Source organism: Psychrobacter sp. NPDC064578 (assembly GCF_044901245.1).
Classification (GTDB): domain Bacteria; phylum Pseudomonadota; class Gammaproteobacteria; order Pseudomonadales; family Moraxellaceae; genus Psychrobacter; species Psychrobacter cibarius_C.
Map to the genome: position 1 here is coordinate 391,687 of NZ_JBJDPI010000001.1, position 17,964 is coordinate 409,650.

Annotated in this window: 16 protein-coding genes and 2 tRNA genes; 4 read left to right on the plus strand and 14 right to left on the minus strand. The window is 41.6% G+C overall.

All coding sequences use genetic code 11. The annotated features are described in order from the left end of the window. Window positions 1–354 precede the first annotated feature (354 nt). The 13 genes from rpsO to tpiA all read right to left on the minus strand — a co-directional run bounded on the left by rpsO (window position 355) and on the right by tpiA (window position 11,418). Window positions 355–621 carry a 30S ribosomal protein S15 gene (rpsO, locus tag ACI2JM_RS01630; RefSeq protein WP_045443035.1) on the minus strand — a complete coding sequence of 89 codons (267 nt, stop codon included), beginning with the start codon at window positions 619–621 and terminating at the stop codon, window positions 355–357. A 367-nt stretch (window positions 622–988) separates the two neighbouring features. Beyond that, the gene (locus tag ACI2JM_RS01635; protein ID WP_404641622.1) at window positions 989–1,165 is read right to left on the minus strand and encodes a hypothetical protein; all 177 of its coding nucleotides are present in this window, start codon (window positions 1,163–1,165) and stop codon (window positions 989–991) included. Between the two features lie 135 nt (window positions 1,166–1,300). Continuing rightward, a complete protein-coding gene (locus ACI2JM_RS01640; RefSeq protein WP_157292328.1) occupies window positions 1,301–1,462 on the minus strand; it encodes a hypothetical protein in 162 nt (53 codons plus the stop codon). 75 nt (window positions 1,463–1,537) lie between these two features. Beyond that, entirely contained in the window at window positions 1,538–2,062 is a 525-nt protein-coding gene (locus ACI2JM_RS01645) for a type 1 glutamine amidotransferase domain-containing protein (protein ID WP_045454877.1), read from the minus strand. Between the two features lie 376 nt (window positions 2,063–2,438). Beyond that, entirely contained in the window at window positions 2,439–3,518 is a 1,080-nt protein-coding gene (truB, locus tag ACI2JM_RS01650) for a tRNA pseudouridine(55) synthase TruB (RefSeq protein ID WP_404641625.1), read from the minus strand. Between the two features lie 16 nt (window positions 3,519–3,534). Next, the gene (locus tag ACI2JM_RS01655; RefSeq protein WP_045443024.1) at window positions 3,535–3,939 is read right to left on the minus strand and encodes a ribosome-binding factor A; all 405 of its coding nucleotides are present in this window, start codon (window positions 3,937–3,939) and stop codon (window positions 3,535–3,537) included. A 203-nt stretch (window positions 3,940–4,142) separates the two neighbouring features. Further along, the gene (gene infB / locus ACI2JM_RS01660) at window positions 4,143–6,869 is read right to left on the minus strand and encodes a translation initiation factor IF-2 (RefSeq protein WP_198330484.1); all 2,727 of its coding nucleotides are present in this window, start codon (window positions 6,867–6,869) and stop codon (window positions 4,143–4,145) included. 151 nt (window positions 6,870–7,020) lie between these two features. After that, a complete protein-coding gene (nusA, locus tag ACI2JM_RS01665) occupies window positions 7,021–8,505 on the minus strand; it encodes a transcription termination factor NusA (protein WP_055123697.1) in 1,485 nt (494 codons plus the stop codon). Window positions 8,506–8,663: 158 nt separating this feature from the next. Beyond that, window positions 8,664–9,164: a ribosome maturation factor RimP gene (gene rimP / locus ACI2JM_RS01670; RefSeq protein WP_045454872.1), complete on the minus strand. Its 501-nt coding sequence runs from the start codon at window positions 9,162–9,164 to the stop codon at window positions 8,664–8,666. A 446-nt stretch (window positions 9,165–9,610) separates the two neighbouring features. Further along, window positions 9,611–9,687: transfer RNA gene (locus ACI2JM_RS01675), tRNA-Met, on the minus strand. 125 nt (window positions 9,688–9,812) lie between these two features. After that, window positions 9,813–9,896, minus strand: a tRNA-Leu gene (locus tag ACI2JM_RS01680). Window positions 9,897–10,082: 186 nt separating this feature from the next. Continuing rightward, on the minus strand, window positions 10,083–10,391 hold the full coding sequence (gene secG, locus ACI2JM_RS01685; RefSeq protein WP_025652589.1) for a preprotein translocase subunit SecG: 309 nt from the start codon (window positions 10,389–10,391) through the stop codon (window positions 10,083–10,085). 214 nt (window positions 10,392–10,605) lie between these two features. Further along, window positions 10,606–11,418, minus strand: coding sequence for a triose-phosphate isomerase (tpiA, locus tag ACI2JM_RS01690; protein WP_087814885.1), 813 nt, complete (start codon window positions 11,416–11,418; stop codon window positions 10,606–10,608). A 628-nt stretch (window positions 11,419–12,046) separates the two neighbouring features. Between tpiA and pilB the strand changes: the two genes are divergently transcribed. From pilB to coaE, 4 genes are all read left to right on the plus strand, one after another. Then, window positions 12,047–13,756, plus strand: coding sequence for a type IV-A pilus assembly ATPase PilB (pilB, locus tag ACI2JM_RS01695; RefSeq protein WP_198330483.1), 1,710 nt, complete (start codon window positions 12,047–12,049; stop codon window positions 13,754–13,756). Window positions 13,757–14,149: 393 nt separating this feature from the next. Beyond that, window positions 14,150–15,373 (plus strand): type II secretion system F family protein, encoded by a 1,224-nt coding sequence (locus tag ACI2JM_RS01700; protein WP_045443014.1) that lies wholly within the window; start codon window positions 14,150–14,152, stop codon window positions 15,371–15,373. A 25-nt stretch (window positions 15,374–15,398) separates the two neighbouring features. Next, window positions 15,399–16,301 carry an A24 family peptidase gene (locus ACI2JM_RS01705; RefSeq protein ID WP_198330482.1) on the plus strand — a complete coding sequence of 301 codons (903 nt, stop codon included), beginning with the start codon at window positions 15,399–15,401 and terminating at the stop codon, window positions 16,299–16,301. Between the two features lie 124 nt (window positions 16,302–16,425). Next, entirely contained in the window at window positions 16,426–17,112 is a 687-nt protein-coding gene (coaE, locus tag ACI2JM_RS01710; protein ID WP_404641630.1) for a dephospho-CoA kinase, read from the plus strand. On the opposite strand, the gene rlmB is transcribed toward coaE, so the two are convergent. Next, complete coding sequence (rlmB, locus tag ACI2JM_RS01715) at window positions 17,075–17,845, minus strand: 23S rRNA (guanosine(2251)-2'-O)-methyltransferase RlmB (protein ID WP_198330480.1); 771 nt, start codon at window positions 17,843–17,845, stop codon at window positions 17,075–17,077. The genes coaE and rlmB overlap by 38 nt on opposite strands. Window positions 17,846–17,964: the final 119 nt, after the last annotated feature.

Here is a 17,964-nt window from a genome sequence, read left to right on the forward strand (position 1 = left end):
ACTATCAAACTCACAAGGCATTATTTTACAGTGATTTATAGCCATTGACCAATGAATTGCGGAACACAGCAATTATCGATAGAAAACACTTAGCTCTATGCTCTAGTCTTACTGTTTTTACGAAAACTTCTATTACCTACTTTGAATTGGTCTTTATAACCAATGCTATCCAAAGTCAATCTTGAAAATGAATAAGCATAAAAAAACGGCGTGAAACTATTCCACACCGTTTTTAGAAAAATCTATTTTATCGATAACAACAAGCAAGTTCCAAGCGATTCAGCAAAAATTCTAAAATAGCACCATATGATGGCTTCTTTTATTTTAGCATCCACTCGTACTATTGTCGTTAGATTAACGACGTAGACCTAACTGGCTGATAAGCGTGGTGTAACGACCAAGATCTTTACCTTTTAGGTAATCAAGCAATTTACGACGCGTGTTAACCATACGGATAAGACCGCGACGGCTATGATGATCAGCTTTATGTGCTTTAAAATGGTTCTGCAAATCGTTGATACGAGCACTCAATAGTGCTACTTGAACTTCTGGAGAGCCAGTGTCATTTTCGCCACGTTGGTATTGAGCAATGATTTGTTCGCGATCGGTATTAGTTAGCATAAATATCTCCGGCAATGCTAAAAGCTTTAAGACATTCTCGAATTTGAGTAAGATCTAAAGCAGTAGAATAGTAAATAAAATAGCCTGCACATCATTCAGGACAACCCTGCATTACTAGAGTTGACCTAGTGTACGACAAGCTAATGAGTCATAACGACCATTTAGAATAAGCTGCGATGAGAGACCACTTAATATAACTATCCGTTTTGGACAGCATATGAAGCACAATGTCTGATCTCAACCTAATGTAAATGTGACGGTGATTATAACAAAAAACTGCTGAACTAGCAGCAGTTTTTCATAATACTTGTAAAGTCAGATTTATTTTTTATAGTTAAATCATCCGTCAATAGGCAATAGAATTTGCTTATTTCTTGACGTCATCTTCCGTCGCGTTACCGCCTAGCTCATCATCTTCAAGCGGTGCAGCTGTGGTAACTTCTGCTAAACTAGCAGAAGTAGCATGCTCGCTAGGATTGATATCTTCTGCAAGCCTTTCAATCTCTTTTTCTTGCTCATTCATGTTATTCAATGAATTACTCATATTAGCTCCTGAATTATTATTTTTTGAAGTAGCTGTTTTATACTTTTTACATTGAGATGCAAATGTCATCATTGATATTGAGATGATAAGCAAATATATCAGTGTCACCCTATTATGGATGACATTTTACATACTCTACTTGTCTTCTTTAGCATTTCCTAGGTTGTCCGCAATACGATCTGCTGCCGCTTCACTATCTTCAGTATGATTGTTCTCAGTTTGGCTTTTAAGCGCTGCAGTTGCTGATTCAGAACGTTGTTGCTCAAGCTTGGTATCGTTTGGATTAGAGTTTGACATAATATTTTCCTCAGTTACGGTTGTGAATATTTAAGAAATATAAGTAATTAATTACTCAGTAAGTGGGTAGAAAAATTAAGATAATGCCTTATCAATAGCATCAACGAAATTGCTGATATCATCTGGATTACGTGAGGTAATCAAATTACCGTCTACCTGTACTGTTTGATCTACAAATTTTGCACCAGCGTTTTCTAAATCTATCTGCAGCGTATGATAAGCAGTGAGCGTTTTACCTTTGGCAATACCTGTATTGATAAGTGCCCAAGGAGCATGGCAAATGACAGCTAATGGCTTGCCTGCATCATTGATAGCATTGATAATACTATGAGCCTCTTCATTGCCACGAATCGTATCCGCATTGACAGTACCACCTGGTAGTACCAACGCATCATAATCAGAAATGCTTGCGTCTTTTGCAAAAATATCAGCAATAAAGGTGTCGCCTTTGTCTACATCTTGCTGCATGGCTTGCACTTCTTTTTCTTTATTTGTGGTTATAAGAAGTGTCTTGTAACCTTTATCTTTGAGTTGGTTATTAACCTCTTCGTATTCTGCTTGCTCGAAGTTATTGTGTAGTAAAAAAGCGATGGTTTTCATGATATTCCTTTTTTCGTTATGAGTGATTTTCTTTTAGTTGTTTTATTATTCATACTTTATTTTTATGAGTTGTTGTTATTATTGGCTGTATAGTCTTCCTCTGACCCATCTTGTTCATATTAAATATTCTCTTTCGAACCTAGTTTTTATTTTTGATATATGACTTTTTATCTTATTATTTTTTTATGTTCTTATTCTTAGAGTCTTAGTTCGATTTATTTTTCTATCCAGACTTCCTATCCGGTAGATCTAAAGTACAAAAAAAACAGGTTCCACCATAGGTGAAACCTGCAATAAAATGTGAGGATATGTGATTAGTGTAAACTATTAGTAAGCTAAATCGTGTTTAAACGAGGGTTATATAAGAACCGTAACATTAACGCTGGATCAATTTTTTAGGCTGCAATCTACCGTTGAGACTTACGGCACCCAATCCAAGAAACTGACCTTGCTGATTTATCAAACGAATATCAGCTGGAATCTCATGGATCAGGGGTTGTTGGTCATCTTCACTACTAACCATATCACTATCTAGTTGAATATCGTTGTTTTCTGACACAGACGACTGATGGCTGATACTAGTTGAAATATAGTCGCGCAGACTGTCTGTCAGTTGCTCAAATACATTCAAACGTTGACCCATGTGTATACGCTCACACTGCTCAACCGTCAATACCATCTCAGCTTCAATATTAATGCAAGCATCTACCGGCATCAATTGCTCTTGCCTGTTATCAAACGCTAATGCTTCCAAGTCTGACAAAGTAATCGCATCATTGATTTTAAAATCACCAACCTGCGTACGGCGTAATGCAGTCAAATGCCCTAATGTACCCATCGCTTTGGCGATGTCTTCACCGAGTACACGCACATAAGTACCTTTAGTACAGGTCACTGTCAATTGAATTTGCTCATGATCAAGCGCTTTTAAATCAATGGCCTTGATTACAATATCTCTAGGTGCTCGTTCTACCTCGATCCCCGCACGAGCATACTCATAGAGTTTTTTGCCATCTTTTTTTAGTGCAGAATACATCGGCGGTATCTGCTGCTGGGCACCTAAAAACTGCTGGGCGACTTTGTCTAAAAGTACATCATCAAATTTTGGAATGGGTGCCTTAGCAGTTATTCGTCCATCGGCATCACCAGTATCAGTTTGACCACCAAGTAAAATAGTTGCTTGATAGGATTTGTCCGCATCTAGCTGATAATGACTAAATTTCGTCGCTTCACCCATACAAATCGGCAATAGACCGGTTGCCATTGGATCAAGTGTCCCTGTATGCCCCGCTTTTTTACTGTCATGATTTGGCGACTTAAAAAGATACTTCACCTTTGACACCACTTGCTGAGAAGTCATGCCTTTGGGTTTATCAACTAAAATAACACCCGAGACTTTAATCTTGTTAGGGTGATTACTAGACTTTTTATCCGCTTGCGTAGATGCGATAGACATAACGACTTTTACCCTTCTACTCTTCGTTTTCTTGCTCGTCAGACTCATTTTCTTCAGTCTTAATAACTGCTTTACTGATTAAATCCATCATGTAATTACCACGAGCAGTCACTTCGTCATAATGAAAACGTAAGCGTGGTGTGGTACGTGTTTTGAGACTATGGCTCAATTCAGTACGCAAAAAGCCCGCCGCTTTATTAAGTACTTTGATACTCTCTTCATGATTGGTCTTATTCATGGAATCATTAAGCTCAGGCTCCATGATGGTGACATAGACATCAGCATATCCTAAGTCAGGACTAACCTTGACACTGGAAATAGTGACAAAACCAGTTAAACGAGGGTCATTGACTGCATCACGGATGAGAACAGCAAGCTCACGTTGAATTTGGTCGGCTAAGCGTTGTAGACGTTGGTTCATATTGTTACCTTACTTTAATATGGCTTATTTTCACTGATTGATATATTGGCTTATTAACAAAGTTTAGGACTAATAGTTGGTAAAAAAGGCCTAGCAGGATGTACCTGTTAGGCCTAAGTACAGCTAGATATTAAGAAGATACTAATCTGCTCAGCTGATTAAGCATATTGCATGATTAGATATCCTGCTATCGAACTGTAACGTTAGATAGTACGTGCAAACTCTTGGATTTCAAAGACTTCGATCTTATCGCCAGCTTCGACATCATAGCCACGAACAGCCATACCGCATTCCATGCCAGTACGTACTTCATTAACGTCTTCTTTATAGCGACGCAATGATTGCAATTGACCGGTAAAGATAACTTGGTCATCACGCAATACGCGGATAGGTTTGTTGCGATAAATTGTACCTTCAACCACCATACAACCAGCAGCAGCACCGAACTTACTAGAACGGAATACTTCACGAACGTCTGCAACACCAAGGATTTTCTCACGATGTTCTGGCGCAAGCATACCACTCATAGCTGCTTTCACATCATCAATCAAACCATAGATAACGCTGTAATAACGGATATCCATATTGGCGGCGTCCGCTTTGCGACGTGCGGTCGCATCAGCACGAACGTTGAAACCTAACAATACCGCTTCGCTAGATTCTGCAAGTGTCACATCAGATTCAGAGATAGGACCGACGCCTGAGCTAATTACTCTGACTTTAACTTCATCAGTTGATAGCTCATTCAATGCAGAAAGCAGTGCTTCAAGCGAACCACGAACATCCGTTTTCAATACGATATTCAAGAATGACACATCACCTTGTTCCATCTGATCAAACATGCTTTCTAAACGCATGGCATTCTGACGTTCAAGTTGACGCTCACGCTCACGGTTACTTCTAAACTCTGCCACTTCGCGAGCTTTTTTCTCGTCGGTTAAGACTAAGAACTCGCTGCCAGCTGCTGGCGTTTCAGGTAGGCCTAAAATTTCCACAGGGATAGAAGGACCCGCTGATTGAATACGCTTACCATGTTCATCAGTCATCGCACGAACTTTACCATAATGCTCGCCAGCCAAGACCAAGTCACCTTGCTTCAATGTGCCTTTTTTAACCAAGACACTAACAACCGGACCGCGCCCTTTTTCAAGTCTTGATTCAATGACCACACCTTGAGCAGCGCCATCTAACGGTGCTTCTAGCTCCATTAGTTCAGCTTGTAGGCTAATAAGTTCTAGCAGCTCATCAATACCATCGCCGGTTTTGGCTGAGATGCGAGCCATTGGGGTATCGCCGCCCCACTCTTCTGAAACGACTTCTTTAGCAGTCAATTCATTAAGGACGCGATCTGGATCAGCGCTTGGCTTATCCATTTTATTAATTGCAACGATAATTGGCGTACCAGCAGCACGAGCATGATCAATAGCTTCTGCTGTTTGCGGCATCATACCATCATCAGCGGCAACAACTAACACAACAATATCAGTCGCCTGTGCACCGCGTGAACGCATAGCACTAAAGGCCGCGTGACCTGGAGTATCAAGGAAGGTAATCACACCACGATCGGTTTTAACGTGATAAGCACCGATATGCTGAGTAATACCACCCGCTTCACCAGTTGCCACTTTTGTTTCACGAATTTTATCAAGTAATGATGTCTTACCGTGATCGACGTGACCCATGATCGTGACTACTGGCGGACGAGTTTGAACGTTACTGCTACGCTCATCAACGGCGTCTTGTAGATCGTCTTCAACCTTAGTATCACTGACCAGTACTGGATTGTGACCCATCTCTTCGACGAGTAAACTTGCTGTCGCTTGATCAATCGTATCTGACTCACGAGCCATCTCACCCATTTTCATAAGCAATTTGGTGACTTCGCGCGCTTTAACTGCCATACGTTGAGCAAGATCTGCAACTGTAATTTGTTCACTAATCTCAACATCGTAAACAATTTTTTCAACAGGTTTTTCGAACTTATGCTGTGATGCTTGCGTTGAACGCAAACCGTTTTTACGGTTTTTGATTTCACGCTCATCTTGATTCTTACGACGACCACGGCCACGAGCACTAGTACTACTGGTGCCACGCTTGATTTCACGACGTTCTTTTTCAAACGATTCTTCTAAGGCATCACCAACCAAACCTTCTGCTAGTGGCTCATCTTTACGAACTTCAGATGCAGGCTGATCTGTATATTTTCCAGCCATTTTACGCATTTGTTCAAGCGTACGTTTCTGTGCTTCTTCAGCTTGAGCGCGGCGTGTTTCTGTTTCGATTTCACGTAAACGAGCTTCTTCTTTCTCACGCATTTCGCGCGCTTTACGCTCAACCGCCGTTTCAACTTTCGGTTTCGTCGCTGCAATTTTTTTCTTCGGTTGGTCTTTAGGTTTTACTTCGACAGTGGTTTTGCCACCTTTTTTCACAACCACTGAGGTTGAGATATCGTCGTTTTTATCATCTGACTTTTTGCTAGAGCCTAAGCTTGCACGCATTGCCGCCAAGGTTGCAGCTTGACGTTCTTCAGATTTCTTCTTGGTAGCAGCACGCTCTTCAGCATCTTTAGCAGCACGTTCTTGCGACTCAATCATCGCTTGCTCACGCGCAGCCAACTCTTCAGCCATTTTTTCTGGATCAGGCTTTTCAAATACTTTCTTTTTACGCACTTCCACATTGACGCTCTTAGATTTACCTGAAGAGCCGGTCACGCGCGCAGTGCTAGTTGTCTTAGATTTAAGACTAATACGACGCTTTTCTTGCTGACCATGACTTTGCTTTAAATACGTCACCAACTTCTCTTGCTCAAGCTCAGTGACTAGGTCACCCTCTGCACGAGCAGGCAGTCCAGCATCTACCAATTGCTGTTGTACAGCACTTGCGGTTTTGCCTACCATATCTGCCAGTTCTTTGACGGTCTTATCTGCCATTTATTATCACCTACTGTCTATTATTTGCTATATGTTCAATTCAGTTGTTGGCTACAAATGATTGGGGTAAGGCTGGTATTGGTACTGCGTTCATACCAGCACTTTATTATCGATAGCATATCACTAAAAGACAGCGATATGCAGTTACCGCTTATTCATTGAACCAAGATTCCCGAGCTTTCATGATGAGTTTTCCTGCGGTTTCAGAGTCTAAACCTTCGATATCTTCGAGATCGAAGACTGCTTGTTCTGCCAAATCATCAACGGTAATAATGTCTTTTTGTGCCATTTTATAGGCCCAATTGACTGTCATACCTTCAAGCTCTTGTAGCTCTTGACTTGGCTCTTTCATGTTCTGTTGTTTGACCAGCTCATCAGCGATGACGACTTCTTTTGCACGCTCTTGAATCATCTCAATCGCTTCATCATCTAGACCTTCAATATCATAAAAGGTTTCAACTGGTACGTAAGCCACTTCTTCAATACTGGTAAAACCAATATCGACAAGTGCTTGCGCTAAGTCTTTATCTACTTCTAAACGTTCATAGAATAATTCGATAAAGGCTTTAGATTCGTTTTGTTGACGCTGCTGATATTCTTCTTCTAGCATCATATTAAGCTTATAACCCGTTAGCTCAGACGCTAAACGTACGTTTTGACCTTGTGAACCGATCGCACGCGCCAACTGATCATTGGTGCTAAAGATAATATCAGCCGTTTGCGTATCTTCATCCAAGATGATGCTACTGACGTCAGCTGGCTCTAAAGCACTGATAATGAACTGTGCTGGATCGTCTGACCACACCACCACATCAATGCGTTCGCCATCAAGCTCCTGCTGTACGGCTTGGATACGTGTACCACGCATACCAATACAAGCGCCAACTGGATCGATACGATGATCGTTGGTTTTCACAGCTATTTTAGCACGAGTACCCGGCAAGCGCGCGACGTTGCGGATTTCAATAATTTGTTCGGCAATCTCAGGCACTTCTTTTTGCATCAATGCTGAAAGCATTTCAGGATGAGTACGAGACAGTAACAACTGAGCGCCGCGGTTTTCACGGTTGACATGATACAAAATGGCATTGATACGTGATTTTGCACGTAATTGCTCACGCGGCAGCATCTGATCACGTGACAAATAGCCTTCGGCATTGTCACCTAGATCAATGATATAGCCATCACGGGTCTGCTTCTTGACTTCGCCATACATCATCTCGCCAACACGTGGCTCAAAAGCATCTGCTACTAAATTACGCTCAGCTTCACGAATCTTTTGGATGATGACTTGTTTGGCTTGCGTCGCAGCAATACGACCAAACTCAATCGATTCAATCTGTTCTTCTTTGACATCGCCGATTGACCATTCTTCTGGATCAAGATCGCTGATGGCTAGCTGACAAGCAGGCATTTCATGGTCTTCATCTGCAACCACTGTCCAGTAACGATAAGTATCATAATCGCCCGTTGTACGGTCGATAGCAACCCGTACTGCCACTTCTGGCTGTTCGGTGTATACTTTTTTCTTAGTCGATACCACCAAAGCGTCTTCTATCGCTTCAAAGATATCTTCAGGATTTAAGCCCTTTTCATTACTGACAGTTTCTACTACCGTTAAGATTTCACGACTCATGCTATACCTGTCCTATCATTTTTAATTGACTTAAATTTTATAATTTATGTATTGCTATTATATTTTCACCGTAAGCTATATAAGCTGTTTGGATATTAAAATGCTGATGGATGATTTGTTACTTCAAGTTTTCAAATCAAACCAAGCTGTACAAAAGCTTAGGCATCTTCATAAATCAAATTGGCTTTATCAATATTACTCAGCGCAATCTCAAACTGCTGACCATCGCTTGATGTCAGATTTAAGACATTTGCATCAATACTATCTAAAGTACCTGTCGCTTTGCGGCGTTTTTGATCACCTTCACCAATCGCTTGTATTAAACGCAAGCTGACGGTTTGACCAACATAGGCATGCATCTGCTCATCTGAAAAGAATGCACGGTCGAAACCTGGTGAAGAGACTTCTAAGATAAACTCACCAGCAATCGGATCATGAACCTCAAGAATACCGCTCACTTGATGGTTCACTGCTGCACAGTTTTCAATGGTTACTTGTTTATTTTGGGCCTGCTCTTCTGGCAATGCCTCAATATAAATGCGTAATAAAGAGCGATTACCTTGCGGTGCAAACTCGATACCCCATAATGCCACATCGCAAGCCGCGACGGCAGGAGCAATAATATTGGTCAGTTCTGTAACTTTGGTTGAAAGCTTCATAATCTATTTATCTTTTCCTATTCACGTATCTATCGTACTTAGTAAACCGCGTAATTGTCGCTCACTCATGGAATTTATTTATTAGTAAGAGACACAGTCATTATATTATCTTAAATCACAAACATATTATTTTATATGATATGCGCTTATATAGGGATGAGCACAAAAAACATCAAGCTCAGCCAGACAATGCTTTTATTATTCACAAAGCAGTACTATCGATAAAGGAGTGAGGAATAAAGGATAGTGTGCTTAAGAAGCAGCGCGCCGATAGCGGCAGGTGACAACCAATAACGAATAATATCGCACTCTATAGAACTAGAGCTTAGCATAAGTAGGATAGATACCGCGATACCACTGACCGTCAGATACAAAAAAACCCACAAACATAATGGTGGGCTAATCGTTACTGACAAATTTAGTGTACAAAACATCAGTATAAAAAGTGGTAGCGGGGGCTGGATTTGAACCAACGACCTTCGGGTTATGAGCCCGACGAGCTACCAGACTGCTCCACCCCGCATCAATCTATGGTGCGTATTATATGGGGGTTTTATATAAGTGTCAATCTTTATTTTAAATAAATTAAACTAAATTTCTTACCTATATTACTAACGCCGTACTTAATACGTTACAACTTTAAAAACTTGGTGCGATTGGGGGGACTTGAACCCCCACAGCTTGCGCCACCACCCCCTCAAGATGGCGTGTCTACCATTCCACCACAATCGCATTTTTCACTGCTCTACTATTACCATCTAATCTATCATAATAGATGCTTAAGGTAGGCATCGATAGAATCAGACTGCTAAAACAGAAAAGCATTGTAAATCTAACGCCTTAAAATAGCAAGAGCTGCCTCAATTAAAAGGCAATGACTAAAGACAGCTAGTAAAGGCAAGTGTCTTTAAAGTACAGTTATTGAGGATTCTGTGTCAATGGACGCGGCGTTTGTGGTGCTGACACAGGTGCATCTAAACGGAACTGATCTTCAGCCTGTTTGCGCGCATGAACGGCTAGCGTCATACTGGTGATAAAAAATATCACTGTTAATACTGCTGTCGCACGCGTTAAAAAGTTCGCTGTTCCTGCCGCACCAAAGACCGTACCTGACGAGCCAGCGCCAAAAGAAGCTCCAGCGTCTGCCCCTTTACCATGCTGTATCAAAATCAAGCCGATCATGGCAATCGCCACGATAATATGCAGGGCTAATATAAACGTAAACATGGTGGCCTCTTTTGCCGCGTAATGACGACTGATAACGGAAAATAAATCTTACGGTTAATAGGAATAGCAATTGACGGGTAATGCTGCCAAATCGATTATATAAATAAGGCGCATTGTACACGATTGCAAGGGCACTGTTAAACCTACTTTTGCCAACTGATAAAGACATTTTATAATCGAGACCGCCATGAAATGCACGTTTTATCTTTATTGACTAGTCTTTAGCTCGACTAAAGGCATTGGCAATTGCCAAAAAACTCTCTACCTTTAATGATGCGCCGCCAACCAATGCCCCATCAATCATAGGATCTGCAGCGAAGCTATCGGCATTGTCCGCATTGACACTACCACCATATAGCACACTCATTATCTTTAGTGATTCTGCAAAGCCTGTGATGGTTTGCTTAATATGCTGATGCGTTTGACTGACTTCGCTCACGGTTGGGACTTTGCCAGTACCAATCGCCCACACTGGCTCATAAGCAATGATCAGTCGATTAGATAGTGATGACATGAGATCTGGTTGGATAGTAATCACTTCTTTTATTACTGATAACTGAGTGTCAATTACGTCAAGGGTTTGCTTATCATCATATTGAGCCTGAGTTTCGCCAATACAAAATACCACGCCCAAACCTTGGGTGAGTGCGTGAGTCACTTTCTGCAATAACGTATCGTGAGACTCGCTATGATACTGGCGACGCTCAGAATGACCCAGTATCGTCCAAGTTGCCCCAGCGTCTGCTATTTGCTGTGCTGAGCAATCACCCGTATAAGCGCCAACACTGGCACTATGCGCACTGACGTCTTGCGCTGCACTCAATATCGAACTACCAGCTAAACGCGCACTGACAGCTGCCAGATGAATACAGCTTGGTGCCACCATCAACTGACAGCGACTACTTGACCGTTCTGTGTCGGCTTGCTCTTTAGCATCAATCGTAGTCAACAAATTATTCAACAATAAATCGACGTCGTGACTCGTTGCTGGATTTTGTTTCCAATTACCAATTACCCAAGCTTGCATACTCATCTACCTTGTTTCATCTATTCTTGCCAATTTGGCTAATATGCGCGCCAGTATAACAAATAATTCTCAAGTGCTATAGTATGCTGCCGCCAGCAGAAAAACAGACAGTCAATGCAAATATTGACTAGGGCGTGTCCTCACTCTAAAAAATAATGATAAAAATGAGATAAATTACTGTCAAACAAGGAAAGTAGCGCAGATATTGATAGGCTGTTTAACGATGTTTGGCAAAATTCAGCCATTTTCAGCTTATTTAGAGGATAGTCTATTAAATTGAGGATATGCCCTAGACATTGTCTCAAGCTATGATTTTTTGGGTCAAACACTCAATCGTCCATATAAAATCTTTAAACTCAAGTAATGTTTTATAGTATTGTGTCTATATATAACAGAACATTATCAATAATCTAATGACCAAGCTACTGATAACCTACACTATTAAAACGCTTTCTCTGCTAAATCTCTTATAAGAGCATCTCTGCATTGACTGTTACTAATAAATAGCCCAAAGGCTAACAATGACTTACAGCAGGTATTTGTTAAAAATTATAATAGTAAGTGGCTCTCAGAAGTATATGGATTTTAGACAAATATATAGCATATTGGGTATTAAGGAGAAGTCGTAATGTCTATCACCACGAGCAAATATGGTGGTTTAGCGCACCAGCTAATCAGCGAAGGTATCGTCAGCGAAGCGAATATGAAAATCGCGCAGACCGAATCGCAACAGCAACAAGTAGGACTAGTGTCCTACCTAGTCGACAATAAATTGGCAGATGCTTATCATCTTGCGCAGATGTTGTCACAAGCTTTTGGTGATCCTCTTTTCGACCTTGATGCCTTACATATTGATGTCATTCCAAAAGACTTAGTAGATGAAAAAATCGTTCGTAAATTTAATGCGTTGCCACTATTCAAACGAGGACAGCGTTTATTCGTCGCATTGAGTGATCCAACTCGTGTGGATGCAATTGACGCTATTGCTTTTAATTCACGGCTGTCTATTGAAACTATTGTCGTCGAAGAAGATAAGTTAAAAAAGCGTATTGAAAGTCTTTACGCTGATGCTATGCAAAATTTTGATAGCTTCTCTGATAGCGATTTAAATGTTGGCTTTGATGAAGGTGAAGAAGAGGAAGGCGAGACCAAGCTTAGTGATGGTGTCGAGGAAGCACCCGTTGTAAAATTTGTCAATAAAATGCTGGTTGATGCCATTCGTATGGGTGCCTCTGACTTGCACTTTGAGCCCTATGAAAAAACCTATCGCGTTCGCTTTCGTGTCGATGGGGTGATGCAAAAAATGGCCAATCCACCTGTACAACTGGCTGGGAAAATTGCGGCCCGTTTAAAAGTCATGTCGCAGATGGATATTTCAGAGCGCCGTGTGCCACAAGATGGACGTATCAAGCTCAAGATATCTAAAGATAAAGCCATCGACTTTCGAGTAAGCTGTCTACCTACCCTATTTGGCGAAAAACTTGTACTTCGTATTTTGGATCCCTCTTCAGCAATGTTGGGTATTGAAGCGCTCGGCTATGAACCTGATCAGAAAGATATGTTTTTAGAGGCACTGCATAAACCGCAAGGTATGTTGCTTATCACGGGACCAACTGGTTCTGGTAAGACCGTGTCGCTTTATACTGGTATTAATATTTTAAATACTGGCGCGACCAACATATCCACTGCTGAAGATCCAGTGGAGATTAACTTGGAGGGGATCAATCAAGTCAACGTCAATCCAAAAGTGGGTCTAACTTTCGCAAATGCCCTCAAATCTTTTTTACGCCAAGATCCTGATATTGTCATGGTTGGTGAGATTCGTGACCTTGAAACTGCTGAAATTGCAATTAAAGCAGCGCAAACAGGGCACATGGTGCTCTCAACCCTACATACCAACTCAGCACCTGAAACACTGACGCGGCTGCGTAACATGGGTGTGGCCTCCTTTAATATCGCGACTTCAGTGAACTTGGTCATTGCCCAGCGCCTAGCACGACGTTTGTGTAAAAACTGCAAAAAACCTATTAACATCCCTAAGCAAAGTCTGCTTGAGCTCGGCTTTACAGACGCTGATTTGGACAATCCAGACAACATCATTCACGAGCCAGTAGGCTGTAATGAATGCCGTGAAGGTTATAAAGGACGAGTCGGTATCTATGAAGTCATGAAAGTCAGCCCTGATATCTCACGCATCATCATGGAAGACGGTAACGCGATAGATATCAAAGACGCTGCACTTAAAAATGGCTTCCGAGACCTGCGTCGCTCTGGGATTTTAAAAGTTTTACAAGGCGTAACCAGTATTCAAGAAATGATGCGCGTCACTTCTGAGTAAACATACTGGCTATGCGTATGTTGCATACGCACAAAAATACAGACACTGCTGATCACTAAAGAGGAACGTTTGAAGTGACTAAACCAACTACTTTTTAATGTTGAATTGTCGAAAAAACAGCTTTTAGTAATGCACTGATAAAAGGGTGTTTGGAAATTTAAAACTGTCCTTATATGAGTAATGCCATTATTTATATGAGGACTGAGATGATGGGCGTTAATTGTACGGACTTTTATAAATCAGCAATAATCTCTACCAGATATACTTAAATATAAAACAGAGTTATACTGGTTTTTTACGTTAAAATAAAGTATGCCTTTTTTATGTAATGAGTCAGGCATCGTTGTACATCTTTGCAATATCTATATTAGACAATACTTTGAGGGTAGTAACATGGCAAAAGCGAAGACCGACATGCTGTTAGACTTTGTCTATGATGGGGTGAATCGACGCGGACAAAAAGTAAAAGGGGAGACCACCAGCCGTAGCTTAGAGTTGGCAAAAGCGACTTTACGCAAACAAGGTATCAGTGTCAAAGGTATTAAGAAAAAACCGAAGCCGCTTTACACTTTCAAGAAATCCATCAAACCTATTGATATTGCTATTTTTTCTCGGCAAATGGCGACCATGATGAAAGCGGGCGTACCATTGACCCAATCCTTTGAGATTGTTGCTGACTCACTTGATAATCCCAGTATGAAAGATCTGGTATTACAAATAAAATCGGACATTGAAGCGGGTGGGACTTTTGCTTCAGCATTACGCAAGCACCCACGTTATTTTGACGATCTGTTTTGTTCACTCATCGATTCTGGTGAGCAGTCAGGTGCACTGGAAACCATGCTTGAACGCGTTGCTACCTATAAAGAAAAAAGTGAATTACTTAAAGCCAAAATTAAGAAAGCAATGAAGTACCCTATCGCGGTTATCGTCGTTGCTATTATTGTGACTATCATCCTGCTAATTAAAGTAGTACCTGTATTTTCTGGTTTATTTGAATCTTTTGGTGCAGAGCTGCCTGCTTTTACCCAAATGGTTGTCAATATGTCTGAGTGGATGCAAGCATGGTGGTTTATTTTAATTATTATTATTGGCGGTACTATCATTGGCTTTTCAGAGACGAAAAAACGCTCTAAGAAATTCCGTGACTTCTTAGACCGTGCGGTTTTAAAAGCACCAATATTTGGCAATATTGCCTATCAAGCGATTATCGCACGTTTCGCTCGTACACTATCGACGACCTTTGCTGCGGGCGTGCCACTTATTGATGCCCTCGACTCTACAGCTGGTGCCACTAATAATGTTGTATTTTATAATGCCACTCAGCAAATCAAAAATGATGTTTCTACTGGTCAACAATTACAGTTTTCAATACGCTCGACCAACCTTTTCCCAAGCTTAGCCATTCAAATGGTTGGCATTGGTGAAGAATCCGGTAGTTTGGAAGAGATGTTAGACAAAGTTGCCGTCTACTATGAAAATGAAGTAGATAACGCTGTTGATGGGTTGACCAGCTTGATGGAACCTTTGATTATGGCAGTCTTAGGCGTATTGATCGGTGGCCTGGTGATTGCCATGTATTTACCGATTTTCCAGATGGGCGCAGTAGTAGGCTAAAAGCTAACTAAAGGACAGCTTGTTCATGCAATTTATAGAGTTATTACAAGATAATATGCCTATCGCTTTAGGCATATTCGGCCTATTAGGTCTTTGTGTTGGCAGTTTTTTAAATGTGGTGATCCACCGTATTCCGCTGATGATGGTTTATAGCTGGCGACAAGAGTGCAGCCAGTTTATGTCAGAACAAGCAGACATGCCTCGCGAACACACTCTGCCCCTAACAAATATCGTAGCAGCTGACCAGCCGATTACTTTGAGTCGACCAGCCTCACGCTGCCCTCATTGCGCCCACAAAATAAAGTGGTACGAAAACATACCATTAATTAGCTGGTTAATACTACGTGGCCGTTGCTCAGAATGTGAAGCTGCGATTGGACTACGTTATCCACTGGTTGAGCTAGCAACAGCCCTACTATCAATGTTAGTAATTTATCAGTTTGGCGTAACTGCAGCTGGCTTGTCAGCCCTGATTTTGGTATGGACGCTGGTTGCATTAACTGGTATTGATTTTGATACCCAATTACTGCCTGATCGCTTGACCTTTCCATTAGCGGGTTTAGGATTAGCAGTGAATTCACAAGGCTGGTTTGTCTCACCTACCCAGTCAATTTGGGGCTTATTGCTAGGATTTTTGTCATTGTGGATAGTGGTTAAGATATTTTATCTAATCACTAAAAAGCATGGTATGGGGCAGGGAGATTTCAAATTATTGGCAGTATTAGGTGCTTGGCTTGGGCCCATGATGTTGCCATTGATTATTTTATTGTCTTCTCTATTAGGCTCAATTGTTGGGATTATTTTGATGAAGAAACAGGGTGAAAGCAAGCCGTTTGCCTTTGGTCCTTATATCGCTATCGCTGGTATTGTTGCTTTATTATATGGCTCAGATATCGTCAACTGGTATCTCGGCATGTATACTTACTAAATTGTTCTAGAAAGTATTTCGGTCGCTCCTTTTTAAACAAACACCAAATCTTAAAATAGGCACCAAAATACTTTCTTAGCTTATAACCATCACTGTCATTATATCGAGCAGATAAGTCATTATTATGTCAAAACAAGCATCTTCACCTTATTCTCATAAGCCCCAGACCCCGCAAAAGAAAAGTAAAACCTTAGTAGTTGGCTTAACGGGTGGTATCGGTAGTGGTAAGTCCGCTGCGAGTGCTTGGTTCGCTGAGCAAGGCATTGATATTATCGATGCGGATGTGATTGCCCATGAAATCGTCGCTAAAGGTAGCACCACTCTGCACAAAATCCAGAAAAAATTTGGTGATTGGGTGTTGAATAGTGATGGATCAATGGATCGAGTGGCAGTAAGAACGCACGTCTTTTCACATCCTGAGGCATTGATTGAGTTAGAAGCAATCACCCACCCAGCGATACGCGAAGCAGCAAAAGCACAGTTGGCTACCAGTACTTCGCCTTACGTGATATTGTCAGCGCCTCTACTTATTGAAGCAGCAGAAGCAGGGCTTGCCAATTTATGCCAACGTATCTTAGTAATGGATGCCACCGAGGAAACGCAGATTGCGCGTGCCAGTCAGCGCGACGAACAAAGTATACAAAAAATCAAGGCCATCATGGTGAATCAGCTGAGCCGCGAAGAGCGTAATCGTCATGCAGATGATGTGGTGCTCAACGAAAGTGATCTTGCGGCTCTGTATGTGCAACTAGCGCCATTACACCAAGACTATCTTAAGCTTGCCCAACAGCTAAAGTACGCTGTCGATTGACTTCATACAGCGCCATACCAGTGGCAACACTCACATTTAGACTTTGAAGGTTGCCATGCTCATTTCCTGACATCGGAATATACACCAGCTCATCACAGCTCTCCATAGTCAGGCGACGCATCCCCTCACCTTCTGAACCCATGATAATGGCTGTTTTGCCAGTCAGATCAGCAGCATGAATAGGTTTGGCATCCGCATTAAGAGCCGTACCAAACACAAATACCCCGGCATTTTTGATTTGCGTGAGCGTACGTGCCAAATTCGTAACACTAATAATCGGCATCATCTCTGCTGCACCGACCGATACTTTAGCCACTGTTGGTGTCAGACTTGCCGCATGATGTTTCGGACAAACCACGGCATCCACACCCATCGCCACGGCGGTACGCAAGCAAGCACCAAAGTTATGTGCATCAGTAATTTGATCCAAGACCAGTAATAAGCATTGGTCACGCCCAGCAAGGGTAGCAAGCAAGCCTTCATCAGCAAAGCCTAGAGGACGCGCATTTAGCACCACGCCTTGGTGCTGCGGGCTGCCACACAATTGCGTGAGTTTGTCTTTTTGCGTGGGTTGGATACTGATACCATTGTCACGTGCTTGCGCCATGATCGCTTGTACATGGCTATCAGTCTCACGACCTTGCTGCACAAACAAGCTTAGCCCATCTAAAGGACGATATTCGAGTAAGGCATCAATCGCATGAATGCCATAAAAATAGGTAGGTTTTGCCATAATAGGCCTATTGATTATAAAGTGGGTATCGCGCTATATGATAAAAACTAGGCGATAAAAAGAGATGACAGTAATTGTATCAATAAATGGATATCTGCATATAAATAATATCAGCAGAA

Excerpts from the sequence above, each read along its gene's own strand:
- secG (WP_025652589.1), bottom strand. The coding sequence starts at position 10,391 with ATGTTTACGTTTATATTAGCCCTGCATATTATCGTGGCGATTGCCATG.
- rpsO (WP_045443035.1), bottom strand. The coding sequence starts at position 621 with ATGCTAACTAATACCGATCGCGAACAAATCATTGCTCAATACCAACGT.
- rimP (WP_045454872.1), bottom strand. The coding sequence starts at position 9,164 with ATGAAGCTTTCAACCAAAGTTACAGAACTGACCAATATTATTGCTCCT.
- tpiA (WP_087814885.1), bottom strand. The coding sequence starts at position 11,418 with ATGCAAGCTTGGGTAATTGGTAATTGGAAACAAAATCCAGCAACGAGT.
- ACI2JM_RS01700 (WP_045443014.1), top strand. The coding sequence starts at position 14,150 with ATGGCAAAAGCGAAGACCGACATGCTGTTAGACTTTGTCTATGATGGG.
- ACI2JM_RS01645 (WP_045454877.1), bottom strand. The coding sequence starts at position 2,062 with ATGAAAACCATCGCTTTTTTACTACACAATAACTTCGAGCAAGCAGAA.
- ACI2JM_RS01635 (WP_404641622.1), bottom strand. The coding sequence starts at position 1,165 with ATGAGTAATTCATTGAATAACATGAATGAGCAAGAAAAAGAGATTGAA.
- nusA (WP_055123697.1), bottom strand. The coding sequence starts at position 8,505 with ATGAGTCGTGAAATCTTAACGGTAGTAGAAACTGTCAGTAATGAAAAG.
- pilB (WP_198330483.1), top strand. The coding sequence starts at position 12,047 with ATGTCTATCACCACGAGCAAATATGGTGGTTTAGCGCACCAGCTAATC.
- coaE (WP_404641630.1), top strand. The coding sequence starts at position 16,426 with ATGTCAAAACAAGCATCTTCACCTTATTCTCATAAGCCCCAGACCCCG.
- ACI2JM_RS01655 (WP_045443024.1), bottom strand. The coding sequence starts at position 3,939 with ATGAACCAACGTCTACAACGCTTAGCCGACCAAATTCAACGTGAGCTT.
- ACI2JM_RS01705 (WP_198330482.1), top strand. The coding sequence starts at position 15,399 with ATGCAATTTATAGAGTTATTACAAGATAATATGCCTATCGCTTTAGGC.
- infB (WP_198330484.1), bottom strand. The coding sequence starts at position 6,869 with ATGGCAGATAAGACCGTCAAAGAACTGGCAGATATGGTAGGCAAAACC.
- truB (WP_404641625.1), bottom strand. The coding sequence starts at position 3,518 with ATGTCTATCGCATCTACGCAAGCGGATAAAAAGTCTAGTAATCACCCT.
- rlmB (WP_198330480.1), bottom strand. The coding sequence starts at position 17,845 with ATGGCAAAACCTACCTATTTTTATGGCATTCATGCGATTGATGCCTTA.
- ACI2JM_RS01640 (WP_157292328.1), bottom strand. The coding sequence starts at position 1,462 with ATGTCAAACTCTAATCCAAACGATACCAAGCTTGAGCAACAACGTTCT.